General features: G+C 26.9%; 9 protein-coding genes. 3 read left to right on the top strand and 6 right to left on the bottom strand.

Going from position 1 to position 13,196, the window contains the following annotated elements; genetic code table 11:
• The first annotated feature begins 14 nt into the window (after positions 1–14).
• Positions 15–590: a TIGR03943 family putative permease subunit gene (locus BINT_RS09685; protein WP_014488396.1), complete on the top strand. Its 576-nt coding sequence runs from the start codon at positions 15–17 to the stop codon at positions 588–590.
• 100 nt (positions 591–690) lie between these two features.
• Here the strand turns inward: BINT_RS09685 and BINT_RS09680 are convergent, their stop codons facing one another.
• From BINT_RS09680 to pyrB, 3 genes are all read right to left on the bottom strand, one after another.
• Positions 691–1,734, bottom strand: a complete 1,044-nt coding sequence (locus BINT_RS09680) for a DUF3089 domain-containing protein (RefSeq protein ID WP_014488395.1) — start codon at positions 1,732–1,734, stop codon at positions 691–693.
• A 128-nt stretch (positions 1,735–1,862) separates the two neighbouring features.
• Entirely contained in the window at positions 1,863–3,095 is a 1,233-nt protein-coding gene (locus BINT_RS09675) for a dihydroorotase (RefSeq protein ID WP_014488394.1), read from the bottom strand.
• 16 nt (positions 3,096–3,111) lie between these two features.
• Positions 3,112–4,191, bottom strand: coding sequence for an aspartate carbamoyltransferase (gene pyrB / locus BINT_RS09670; RefSeq protein ID WP_014488393.1), 1,080 nt, complete (start codon positions 4,189–4,191; stop codon positions 3,112–3,114).
• Between the two features lie 330 nt (positions 4,192–4,521).
• Between pyrB and dxs the strand changes: the two genes are divergently transcribed.
• Entirely contained in the window at positions 4,522–6,375 is a 1,854-nt protein-coding gene (gene dxs / locus BINT_RS09665) for a 1-deoxy-D-xylulose-5-phosphate synthase (RefSeq protein ID WP_014488392.1), read from the top strand.
• Here dxs and BINT_RS09660 read toward each other — a convergent pair.
• The 3 genes from BINT_RS09660 to pbpC all read right to left on the bottom strand — a co-directional run bounded on the left by BINT_RS09660 (position 6,331) and on the right by pbpC (position 11,030).
• Positions 6,331–7,527, bottom strand: a complete 1,197-nt coding sequence (locus tag BINT_RS09660; protein ID WP_014488391.1) for a hypothetical protein — start codon at positions 7,525–7,527, stop codon at positions 6,331–6,333. The genes dxs and BINT_RS09660 overlap by 45 nt on opposite strands.
• Before the next feature lie 80 nt (positions 7,528–7,607).
• Complete coding sequence (locus BINT_RS09655; protein WP_014488390.1) at positions 7,608–8,363, bottom strand: FecR domain-containing protein; 756 nt, start codon at positions 8,361–8,363, stop codon at positions 7,608–7,610.
• Positions 8,364–8,441: 78 nt separating this feature from the next.
• Positions 8,442–11,030, bottom strand: a complete 2,589-nt coding sequence (gene pbpC / locus BINT_RS09650; RefSeq protein WP_014488389.1) for a penicillin-binding protein 1C — start codon at positions 11,028–11,030, stop codon at positions 8,442–8,444.
• A gap of 227 nt (positions 11,031–11,257) precedes the next feature.
• Between pbpC and BINT_RS09645 the strand changes: the two genes are divergently transcribed.
• Positions 11,258–13,093, top strand: a complete 1,836-nt coding sequence (locus BINT_RS09645) for a methyl-accepting chemotaxis protein (RefSeq protein WP_041177385.1) — start codon at positions 11,258–11,260, stop codon at positions 13,091–13,093.
• The last annotated feature ends 103 nt before the right edge of the window (positions 13,094–13,196 follow it).

The raw sequence follows: 13,196 nt of genomic DNA, 5'->3' as shown, positions 1-13,196 counted from the left end.
AGGAGGGATATTGTATGAAAAAAGTATTATTTTTATTTGCTGTATTATTAGCATTTTCTTCTTGTTCAAAAAAAGAATACAATGATGGTTGGTTTGATATAGAAAAAAATTATGTGGATATACCTCAAAAAAAATATGATTATAGCAGTGTAGGAACTAAATCTGCTAATAATTCTCAAAATAATAATGAGCTTAAACAGGATAAAATAGATACATCAACACTTGATATGAATAATGTAATAGAGATAAAAGAGAGAATGTTTATAAATCAATGTAATGATGTTTATTTGAATCCTGATGATTACAGAGGAAAGTTAATAAAATTGCAGGGAATATATGACGGATTTACTGATAAAGAAACAGGGGAGAAACTTAATTTTGTATTCAGATACGGACCGGGATGCTGCGGATATGATGGGGTTGCCGGATTTGAATTCGATTATAAAGGCAATATACCTAATCCTCAGGATTGGATAGAAGTTGTTGGTGTTGTAGAAATATTAGAAATAGATAATTATGAAACTGTAAGGCTTAATGCAATAAGTTTGAATGTTTTAGATAAAAGGGGCAAAGAATTTGTTGCTAATTAACTTTTGATAATTTCGTATATTTATATTTTATAAACCATGTTGCGGGCAGGATAATAAGGGATATATTATCCTGTCCATTTTTATGTCTTAATTTATATAATTATTTCCAAAAAGCTCCTACTCTTTTTCTTACATTTTCTTTTAAATCATAATAATAAAGAGCAATATCATAAACATGGTAAACACCTTTTTCAAAAACTCCGCCACCTCTAACATAAAAATCATCAATGTTTATAGTGCTGCATCTTATAACACCTCTTGCCTTATCAACTTTAGCATCGGCTATCTTTGAAGGTTTTCCTGCATTTGTAACTATATTAGCTTTAGGGTTTCCGTAATTATGTGATATATTAGCACCTAAACTTTGTTCTTTAGTAGCCAAAGTTTCATCTAATGTCCAAGATATAGGATTTATTGAAATTGCTCCTTCAAGAAGTACGGGATTATATCCGTTAAAATCTGGGGCTTCTGTATTATAAGAAATTATTACTCCTGTATCATATTCACCATTTGCAAATCTCAAATGAGGATTTTCATCTAAATCTTGCTGAGTAACTGAATATCCGAATATATAAGCTGCTACCATTCTGTTTTTTAAATTTTCATTTGTTTTGAAATAGTCTATTAATATTTCTTTTATCATCATAGCACCTTGAGAATGTCCTGCTAATATGAATGGTTTTCCATTATTATAATTTTTTATATAATAATCGAATGCCGCTATTGCATCTTCTTTAGGCGAAGAATAAAAATATTTATCCTGTTCTTCTTTGCTTATATTATTATTTGTATTCATTAAATATAAAGCATCAGCTTGTCTGTAAAACGGAGCATATACATTTCCAACTTCTTCGAATATTCCTGTTTGTTCAAGCATTGAATTTGTAATGGTACTTCTCATTGGTTCATAGTCTATTGGGCATACTATACTGTCATTACTATTTGCTCTTGTCCAAGTTGTAGAATATAAATAAAATACATCTACTTCATTTGATGTTGAAGGTATACTAAGCCAATTATTTTTGTCTGAATAATCGGTTAATTTTGTTTCTGCTGTATTATTGTTTGCAGAACAGCTTAGAATTATAATACTTGATAAAATAGTAATAAAGATTTTAATTTTTATCATTTGAATTCCTCTCATTATTTTTTAATAAAATAAATATTATAATGTATAAAAATTAAAATCAATAACAATTTATTATTATTGTTATACTCACCTTAGTCTATAATAAACTAGTGACTAAAGTTACTAGCTGGCTTCAACTCGCTTTAATTACTATAAGTTATCTCTTTTCCTATAAAATTGTCAGTGAATTTGCCATTATTATATACTATATTTCCTCGTACTATAGTAGTTAAAACTTTTCCGCCTCTTTGATAACCTATATAAGGTGACCAGCCTGCTTTAGTGATTATATCTTTTTCTTCTATTTCTGAATGGTCATTTAAATCTATTATTACTAAATCGGCATCATAATTTTCTTTTAATAAGCCTTTATCCTTCATAGAGAAAATTTCAGCAGATTTTTCACTCATAATTTTTGTAAGTAATTTTAAATCTATAGTATTATCATTAACTTTTTTGAGCATCAACTCAAGAGAATGTTCAACAGAAGGAACTCCGAATGTAAGTTTTTCTAATTTCTCACTTATCAAATGAGGAGCATGATCTGTGCCTATAGTATCTATAGTGCCGTCTAATATTGCGTTCCATAATGCTTTATTGTCGGACTTTTCTCTTAATTCAGGTTTCATTCTAAGGAGCATTTTATTTCTATCATTTTTATTTACATCTTCTGTATTTAAAAATAAATGATGAGGAGTAGCTTCTCCGTAAATTATCATTCCAGAGTCTTTTGCTTTTCTTAGTGAATCAATTTCGCTTTCAAGTGATAAATGGCATAAATATAATGGGGTATTAGTATTTTTTGCTATTTTTATTGCCTTATCAACCATTTTATCTTCAGCATGAACTGTAACTATTTTTGAAACTTCAAATAATTTTTCTAATATTTTATCATCTTCTACAAGCATATTTCCTGTAGAGGCATTAAAGAAAATTTTTGTAGATGCGGCATCATTGATAATATTTTTTATATCATCGCTGTTATCTGCTTTGCTTCCTCCGAAATGAAAGCCGTAATCTACATAAGATTTTCCAATCATCATAGATTTTTTTGAGATTAGATTTTCTTTTGAAATGGTGTTTGGTACAGTATTAGGCATATCCAAAAATACTGTAACACCACCTCTTGCACAGGCTTTACTTCCAGAATTAAAATCCTCTTTATGAGTAAGTCCTGGATCTCTCATATGTGTATGAGGGTCTATTATTCCTGAAAGCACATAATTATAATTAGCATCTATTATATCATCTGTTTTATTATCAGATATATATTTCTCAAAATTATTATCATAATCTATATTTTTTATTTTTTCATTTTCTATTATTATAGATACTATTTTTTCATTATTTGGGATTTTAGCATTTTTTATTATCATAATTTACCTGAATAGTTTATTTTCCTATTTCTCTATTGCAGTAATAGCAGAAATCTCCATAACCTTTTTTCACAACTCTATTTTTTGTTTCTTCAAAATGTGTAACGCATTTATTATTAGGACAAACTATTTCTTTATTTTCTACAACTTCATAATTCATTTCTTTTCTTTTTACTTTAGATTTTATAGCATCTGTAGCCAAAGCCATCATAGCCATTCTTGTAGGAACTCCGTTTCTAGCCTGTATAAAATATTTAGCGTATTTTGTATCATCTAAATCTATATTAATTTCATCAACTCTTGGAAGAGGGTGAAGTATTATCATATCATCTTTACATTTTCCAACAATACTATCTTTTGATATTCTGAATGCATGTTTAACTTCTTCATATTCATTGATATCATCAAATCTTTCTTTTTGTACCCTAGTCATATATAGACAGTCTATTTCTTTTAATACTTCTTCATAATTGCTAAGTTTTTTGTATTTTATATTTGCATTATCCAATTCTTTTAATATATAATCAGGTATTTGTATAACATCAGGAGATATAAAATAGAACTCACCATTGAACATCATTAAACCATCAACTAAAGAGTGAACAGTTCTTCCGTATCTTGTGTCCCCTACAAAAGCAAGTTTTTTATTTTCTATAGTTCCTAATTCTTCTCTTAATGTGTATAAATCCAATAAAGTTTGACTAGGGTGTTCGTTAGCACCGTCTCCGGCATTTATGATAGGACAGTTTGTAACTTCTTCAGCAAATTTAGCAGCTCCGTCAATACTATGCCTCATAACTATAATATCTGAATAGGCAGAAACCATGATTATAGTGTCTCTTAAAGATTCTCCTTTTTTTATAGAACTTTGATCTGGGTTATCAAATCCTAACTCTTTGCATCCCAATCTGTAAGCAGCTGATGTGAATGATAATCTTGTCCTTGTAGAAGGCTCGAAGAATATACTTGTCATTATCATTCCGTCCATTAATTTTCTTCTTTCTCTACTATCAGTGTTATCCAACTCCTTAGCTACATCTAATACTTCAATAACTTCCTCTTTTGATAACTCTTTGATAGATATAAAGTTCCTCATTATTTCTCCCTTAAAAAATAGTTAATTGTTTTTATTGAAAATTGGCATAAAAAAAGGAATAAAATTGTTAAAGATAACAACTTTATTCCCTTTTAAAAAATTCCAACTTAGTAAATTTAAATAAATAGAATAGGTTTGCAAATAAAAAAATATCTTGGATTTAAGAAATATGTTTTTCATTTTTTATCCCGTTCTTTATAAATTGGAAGGATTGTATCATGTATATTAAAAAAAGCAAGTATAAATTTATCATTTATATATTTTTAATATATTGAAATAAAATGTTTTATGGTTATAATTAAATTTATAAGTTTAATTATAGGGTTGTGTATGTACTTAGAATCTATCAATACTCCTTCAGATATAAAAAATTTAGATATAGAACAATTAAAATTATTAGCTTCAGAGATAAGAGAGTTTTTAATAAATAATGTATCTAATACAGGCGGACATTTGGGTAGTAATTTAGGAGTTGTAGATTTAACTTTGGTACTGCATTATTTATTTGATTCTCCTAAAGATGCTTTTATATTTGATGTTGGGCATCAGTCATATACTCATAAAATTCTCACAGGAAGAAAAGATAAATTTAACACTTTAAGAACTTACGGTGGTATATCAGGCTTTCCTAAAAGAATGGAATCGGAACATGACATTGAAGAAACAGGACATTCATCTACTTCATTATCATTTGCTTACGGATTAGCATGTTCAAAGGAGATTTTAGGACTTAGAGGCGAAGTTATAGCTATTATTGGGGATGGTGCTATGACAGGCGGAATGGCTTTAGAAGCTATGAATAATATTGCAAATACAAATACTGATATAATAATTGTTTTGAACAATAATGAAATGTCTATAGGTAAAAATATAGGTGCTATATCAAAATTTTTAAATACTACATTAAATGACAGTTTAGTTCAGGAAGCATCAGAGAAGGTGAGGGATCTTGTGTCAACTTTGCCTTTTGGAGATATTGCTAATGAATTTATAGATAGAGGAAAAGGTGCTATTAGAACTTTTGTAGCTCCTGGAATTGCTTTCAGAGAAATGGGATTTAAATATTTCGGTCCTGTTGATGGTCATAGTTTTGAAGATTTAATTAGTACTTTTCAGAAAGCAAAATCAATAAGAGGACCTAGATTAGTTCAGGTTAATACTATTAAAGGTAAAGGATATAAAATAGCAGAAGAAAATCCTTCTAAATTTCATGGTATAGGACCTTTTGATATAGAAACAGGAGAATTAAAAAATAAATCTTCTTCAAAAACTTTCTCTAATTTAGCTGGAGAATGCATAATAAAAGCAGCCGAAGAAAATAAAAATATTGTTGCTATAACTGCTGCTATGGAATCAGGTACAGGTTTAACTGAATATGCAAAACTTTTTAAAGATAGATTCTTTGATGTCGGTATAGCAGAACAGCATGCTATTACTTTTGCTGTGGGGCTTTCTGAAAATGGTATAATACCTTTTGTATGTTTGTATTCTACATTCCTTCAAAGAGGATATGATCAGGTTATACATGATATTGGTATAATGAATGCTAATGTTAAGCTTATGATAGATAGGGCAGGACTTGTTCCAGAAGACGGAGATACTCATCAGGGTGTATTTGATGTATCTTTTTTAAGAATCATACCTAATATTACAATTATGGCTCCGGTTGGAGAAAAAGATTTTAGGGATATGGTACAAAAATCTGTAGAATATAGAGGTCCTACGGTTATGAGATATAATAAATCAGCTGTAAGAGAATTAAAGGCGAATATTGTATCTGATAATTTTGAGATAGGAAAAGCTCATATTATAAGAGAATCTAATAAAGAAAAAAATCTTATAATAAGTTATGGTCCTACGCTTATTGATATAGTTGATGCTGTTGATGAAATTAATTTTGACTGTTCAATAATAAATCTTTCTACTTTAAAGCCTCTCGATGAAGAAACTATTTTAAATATGATTAGAAAAGCAGATAAAATTTTAATAATAGAAGAAAGTATAAAAAATGGCGGTATTGGAAGTGCAATATTAGAATTAATGTCTGATAATGAAATATATAAAAATGTAAAAGTTCATGCTTTACCGGATAAATTTTTTGAAGTTGCCACTAGAAATGAGCTTTTAAAAATTTATAAATTAGATAAAGAAGGTATAAAGGAAACTATTAAAAGTTATTTTTAATTTATTATAGTTTGATTTTTTTACTTCTTTTAGATATTCTATGAATACATCAGTCATTATAGGATCAAGCATTATATCTTTTTCCAAGAAATTTTCTGTCATAAATAAAATAGCTTCTTTTGGAGTTTTTTTCATATTTTTTGTGAGAGTATCATAAATATCAATTACTTCAAGCATTTTTGCAGGAAGATATGTAAGGCTTTGCAATGTTAATATATCTTTATAATCATAAGATACTATATATTCTATTTTATGATTAGGGTTTCTTCTTAATACTGCTTTATATAGTTCTGTAAAAAGTCCGTAGCCATGACTATAATATTCATGATGTAAAGACACAGTCAAAGCAACACCTTCATTACCTCTCATAAAATATTTAGCAAAACCATAGTCTTTTATAGAATGATTATCTTTTTCTTCGCTTGGTATAGGTATATAATCTTTTTCTTTATCCAAAGAAATATCATGCATTAATACACCTATAGCAATTTCTGAGATAGTGTTATTTTCTATCTTTCTTACGCCTAATTTTACATTTGAATCTAATGTATTTATCTCATTGATTAGATTATATCTTTGATATATTTTTTCTGAGTATTTATAATATGTTTTTTTAAAATCAATTCTCATTTTATTGGCAGCACCTTGATTAAGTTTCTTATTAAAGAAATTTACTGCTTCAATTATCATTATAAATATTCTAATACTATGTCCTATTGTAGTATCAGATTTTAGAGCATCAAAATTATTAAACATATTATTTGTTTCATATTCTTTTACAGATATTATCATAGCTATTTCTGATATTAGAAGCTGCAGTATTTTAGATAAGTTATTTATATCATAATCATCGTTGTTTAATGTATTATTTTCTTTATTTTTTAAATAATCAAGATATTGTATTCTTAACACGAAGCTTATTTCCAAAAGCATTTTAGATATAAGTTCTGCAGTTTCTACATCCAAAAAGTTTTTACGGTAATAAGTTAATTTTATTATATACTGCCTTATATAAGCTGTAACTTCTTTAGTAGACATATTTATTATATTTTCTAATATTTCTTCTTCTTTTTTGGCTATCTCTTTATCTGAAGGAATGCAATGTGTGAATGTTTTATAAAATTCTGTTGTTTTACTGCTCAATTTTCTCACTCTTTAAATATTTCATTTAGTATATCGGAATTTTATATCTAATATTATATATTTTTATATTATGATAATTTTATTCCTAATTATTTTCTTATTTCATTAGTAATTACAAATGTAGTTCTGTTTTCATTAGTATTGCCTACATAATCTATAGATGTAATTTCTGCTACTGTATTAGTTTCAGTACTTACTTGATTTTTTATATCATTAATATCTATTTTTTCAGGAACAACAGTTTCAACATAAGGCATTGAAGCTATTTCATTTATAGTATTAGTTAAATCCTGATTTAATTCTATATTTTTTATAGATATTTTATTGGAATTATCTATATTAGCTTCCATAAATTGATCAACTTTAGTGCCATTTACTTCACCATCTCCATATAAGAATTGTGCTTTTGTATTTCCATCATTATATGTTACAGCAGCTACTCCTGATACTTTAATATTAGCATTTGAAGTAGAAATTATAATAGAATCCGGTTTAGCATTAGATGAAGCTGCTATTAAAAAATCACCTTTATTTAAATGCAATTTTGTATTACCTGCTTTATCATAAGATTCATCAATATTTAATGATGAGTTTCCTTTAACTTTGAATATATTATTGCTCTCTAAATATGAAGTGAGAGAAGAATTTGCTTCTGTAGAAATATTATCTTTGCTGAATAATAAATCGCCGTTTTGTGCAGGTTTTACTATAGCCTTTTGAGAAGATATTTTTACTTTTCCTTTTACATCTACTACTTTCATATATTGATTTGTTTTATAAGCTGACTGCAAACTAAAAGCTATAGAAAGCATTAACAATATAGAAATAATTTTTTTATTCAACATAAATAAAACTCCATATAAAATTACATATTATATTATTAATATTATCGGTATTATAAAAATTATTCAATACTGTTTTTTTTACTGTACATATATTTTAACAGGCGAACTTTTTATAGTTTCTCCTTCTTCCGTTTTTGCTTCTATATAAAAAATGTAATCACCATGTTTCAAATTCCATCTTATGTATTGTTTTTTTAAATCATCAATATTTGCTATTATTTCTTTATTACAGTATAGATTAGCACTTACAACATTTTTAGGTATGTATGAAGATATGAATATATTTTGATATTCTATAGGAAGTGTAGAATCTATTTTATATACAGAGTTGTCTGTAGGCTCTTTTATTGATAGACGTTCTTTTATATTTATAGTTCTTTCAGGTGAGGCATAAGGAACAGCATTTAAATTCATTTGGGGTCTTTCAGCTGAATCATATACAAAAGTATTTTCTGCATTATTAATATTTTCTGTTGTACTATCAGTATGAGTTTCTAAACCGCTATTTTGATTATTGATAGTATTTTTCATTCTATTGTATGCATATATGTTATTAACTTTTGTCCATTCTGAAGTAGGGCGTTCTATTTGCTGTTCTCTAATCCAGCCATTATATTCACTTGGAAGGTTTACAAATACTTTTTCACTAATTGAACCGTCATAATTTGTTTTTATATATAGATTATGTACATCGCATTCTTCTTTTGGCACATTTATATGAGAAAACTCTTCCATTCTTGTTTCTTTACAGAACTCTCCTCTAAGTTTTCCGCTTATAAGACAGATTTCTCTTTTTACTATAGTATCAGGCTTATTCCATTTAGTTTCTTTCTGACTTTTATTAAGCATAGTAAATAAATCATAAAGTATAGGAACAGCTCCATTACCACCAGTTATATTTATCATCTCGCTTCCTGCAAAATCACCAAGCCAAATGCCAACTATATAATCTTTTGTATATCCTATAGCCCAAGCATCTCTTGAACCTTTTGAAGTACCTGTTTTTATAGCTATAGAAAATGGATAAACTATTCCTTTATAGCTTCTAAATGAACCCATTCTGGCATTTCTGTCTGATAGTATGCTTGTTATTAAATATGCACTTTCTTCAGATATTACTTTTCTTGTAGTTTTTTTAGGTAGAGTAATAACTTCTCCATTAGCTTTTTTTAATGAAGTTATAGAATAATTATTTATAAATGTTCCTGAATTTGGAAATATTGTATATGCTGAAGCTAAATCAACTAAACGTACTTCAGCACTTCCCAAAACCAAAGAATAACCATAATAATCAGGATTTTTATCTATAGAACTTAATCCGGATTTTAAAAGTATATTTTGAAAATCTTTTATACTGTATCTTGCCAGCCATTTAACAGCAGGTATATTAAGTGAATTAGCTAATGCATCTCTTATGGTAACAGGTCCTCTGTATTTATGATCGAAATTTTCCGGTATATAATCTCCGCCTGGTGAATTTATATGAGTTTTAATATCAGCTATAACCGAAGCAGGGGATTCTCCTTTATCAAATAAATATGCATACATAAAAGGTTTTAAAGTACTTCCTGCTTGTCTTAATGCAGTAGCTCCATTAACAGCACCATGAGTTTCAGCATCAAAGTAATCCATAGAACCTATCATTGAAAGAACTTCGCCTGTTTTGGCATTAAGTATTACACATGATATATTTCTTACATTGAAAGTATGAAGCGACTGACTTGAATTGCTTATAACTAAAACAGCTTCCTTTTGCATTTTATAATCTAATGTTGTTCTTAATTCAATTACTCCGGTATATTTTAATTGCTCTAATGATTCTTTTGCATACATTGTGAAGTGAGGAGCTTTGAAAGTATATTTTTCTTTATCATCAAAAATTTTTAATTTTTCATTTGTATATTGATTATAATTTTCTTCTGTTATAAAGTTATTATTCTTCATCTCTCCAAGTACATATATTCTTCTTGATTTTAATCTTTCTTCGTATTTATAAGGATTAAATTTAGTACCGGATTTTATTATAGAAGCAAGCATTGCAGATTCATTGATATTTAAATCTTTTGCTTTTTTATGAAAGTATAAATCGCTTGCAGCACCTACACCATAACAGTTATTTCCAAAGAATACTCTATTTAAATATTCTGTAATTATTTGTTCTTTTGTGAGATTTCTTTCCAATCTTATTGCATCAAGTGCTTCATAGAATTTATTTATATATGTTCTTTCGCGAGGAATAATATTTTTAGCAAGCTGCTGAGTTATAGTACTTCCGCCTGATACTACTCTTCCGCTTATAAGATTTGATAAAAATGCTCTTATTATAGCTTTATAATCTATACCGTTATGATTAAAGAAATTTTTATCCTCAGCACTTACAACAGCATTTATTAAATTTGTTGATAAATCATTATATTTTACTTCTTCAAAGAATCCTCCATGCTTTGGAAATATTGTTGATATAAGTATTAAGTTTCTATCATATATTTTTAAAGCACGTTCTTCATTTATATTTAATTCATTTTCTGAAAAAGGTTTATTGATATATTCTTTGCAGTATTTATAAAAATTATATCCTTTTGGTATGAATATAATTGAAACTGCTATTATAGATAATAACAAAGTGTATATTATAGTTAATGCTATTCTTCTAATAATTTTTTCCATAATAAAAATATTCTATAATAAAAAAATAATTAGTCAAATTATATCGAATTTGTAGCATTTAAATGATGATTATTAAAACTTAAAACTGTAAAATATTGATAAAAAATAATTATTAATTAACTTTAAAAGTAGTAATGTAATTATATAATAAATAAATTTTTATTGACAATAATATTTTATTTTATATAATGTATATCAATTTTTTAATATATTTTAGGAGTCTTGATATGCTTAAGACAGAGAAAAGAATCAGAAGAAGTAGGATTATATTAAAATTTGTCATTCCATACTTCATATTTTTTGTATTAATTTGTGTTCCTGTATATATAACTTATTATAATCAGTATAGAGAAAATTTTTTGTATAGTATATATGATATTATGGATAATGCTTCATTAGATATATCAGGTTGGATATTAGAATACAAAATTCAATTAAAGACTGTAAGTAGTTTTTTTGAAACAGATATGACAATAAATGATATGATGTCGGCTGTTTATAAAATGAAATCATTAGATAGTGAGTTGGTGGATGTTTATTTTGGAGGAGATATTCCTTATGCTAATGGCGGATTTTTTGTAACTGCCATTCCTGATACTATACCAAGTGATTATGATCAAACTACTAGAGATTGGTATGTTAATTCTATAAATACAAATGATGTTTATGTTAGTGAACCATATACAGATGCTTCAACTTCTTCTTCTGTTATTACTTTAGCAATTGCTGTTAAAAATTCATCAGTTGTTAAAGGAGTTGCTGCATTGGATGTGTATTTCTCTAAAATAGAAGAAATAATGAATAAAATAAAAAATGATAAAGGTTATGAGTTTTTTGTAATATTATCTGACGGTAGATACCTTAATCATAGCAATAAAGATTATTTGCTTAATGATAGATATTCTGCTTTTAATATGCCGGAATTTTCAGATGTTAAAAATAACATGATAAATGGAAGTGCAGTATCTATATATAAAGATCAATGGTATGGTATTAAAGAAATAAAAGGTTTTCCTTGGTACATAGTAGCTAAAGGAAATGACAAAGAGTTAAAAAATAATATATATAAATTAACTTTTTACTTATTTTTAGTTATTATTTTATCTATAGGATTGGAAGTTGTTTTAGTAACTGTTATTACTATACCTATTACAGATACTTTAAATGAAGCTATTCATAATATAGATAATATGGCTTTAGGTAATTTTGATACTAAAGAGAATGATTCTAAAAAACATAATAATATAGCTCATGCTTTATCATCTTCTATATATGATATGCAGAAAAATATTAGTTCAGTGATTTATAATTTAAAATTGGATATAGATTCTATTAATAGCGAAATGGAGAAAATATCTTTAGGAAATAATGATTTATCTGATAAAACTATTGATCAGGCATCTTCAATTAATGAATTAGCAAGTGCTATACAATTTCTTTCATCTTCTATAGCTGATACTTATAATAATACAAATAATGCTAAAGAAGTAAGTAAAAAAGCATTGGAATGCAGTATTAGAGGAGTGGAAATCGTTTCTAAAACTTCATCAAATATGGAAGAAATATCGGATGCAAGCAAGCAAATTTCAGAAATCATTAAAATGATACAATCAATAGCATTTCAAACCAATATTTTAGCACTTAATGCAGCAGTTGAAGCAGCTAGAGCTGGAGAACAGGGTAAAGGTTTTGCTGTTGTAGCTAGTGAAGTAAGAAATCTTGCTCAAACTTCTTCTAAAGCAGCAGATGATATAACATCTATAGTTGAAAGTACAATTCAAAAAATAAATTTAGGATATGAAACTGTTGCTGAATCTTCATCATTATTAAATGAAATAAATAATTTAGTAACTGATGTTTCCAATGCGTTGGTAAATATATCAAATGCAGCAGAAGAAGAAAAGGATAACATAGAGCAGATTAATGTAAGTGTTTCTTCTATTAGTAATATAACACAAAGAAATAGCTTGCTTGCAAATGATAGTGCTTTATCAAGTAAAGAAATATTAAATAAAACAGGAAATATAGCAAATAATATATCATACTTTAGATTTAAAAATTAATTATTATATTTCTTATTTTATAAAAATAACTTTTATTTCATAGCTACTATGGTATTTTATATTTTATAATATATAATAGTAATATTGTATAATTTGACAATAT

The organism is Brachyspira intermedia PWS/A (genome assembly GCF_000223215.1).
GTDB lineage: Bacteria > Spirochaetota > Brachyspiria > Brachyspirales > Brachyspiraceae > Brachyspira > Brachyspira intermedia.
Note: the sequence above shows the minus strand (reverse complement) of the source record. Positions and strands in the feature narration are given on the sequence as shown.

Coding starts and splice junctions, on each gene's coding strand:
- BINT_RS09685 (WP_014488396.1), top strand. CDS start 15: ATGAAAAAAGTATTATTTTTATTTGCTGTATTATTAGCATTTTCTTCT.
- BINT_RS09680 (WP_014488395.1), bottom strand. CDS start 1,734: ATGAGAGGAATTCAAATGATAAAAATTAAAATCTTTATTACTATTTTA.
- BINT_RS09675 (WP_014488394.1), bottom strand. CDS start 3,095: ATGATAATAAAAAATGCTAAAATCCCAAATAATGAAAAAATAGTATCT.
- pyrB (WP_014488393.1), bottom strand. CDS start 4,191: ATGAGGAACTTTATATCTATCAAAGAGTTATCAAAAGAGGAAGTTATT.
- dxs (WP_014488392.1), top strand. CDS start 4,522: ATGTACTTAGAATCTATCAATACTCCTTCAGATATAAAAAATTTAGAT.
- BINT_RS09655 (WP_014488390.1), bottom strand. CDS start 8,363: ATGTTGAATAAAAAAATTATTTCTATATTGTTAATGCTTTCTATAGCT.
- pbpC (WP_014488389.1), bottom strand. CDS start 11,030: ATGGAAAAAATTATTAGAAGAATAGCATTAACTATAATATACACTTTG.
- BINT_RS09645 (WP_041177385.1), top strand. CDS start 11,258: ATGCTTAAGACAGAGAAAAGAATCAGAAGAAGTAGGATTATATTAAAA.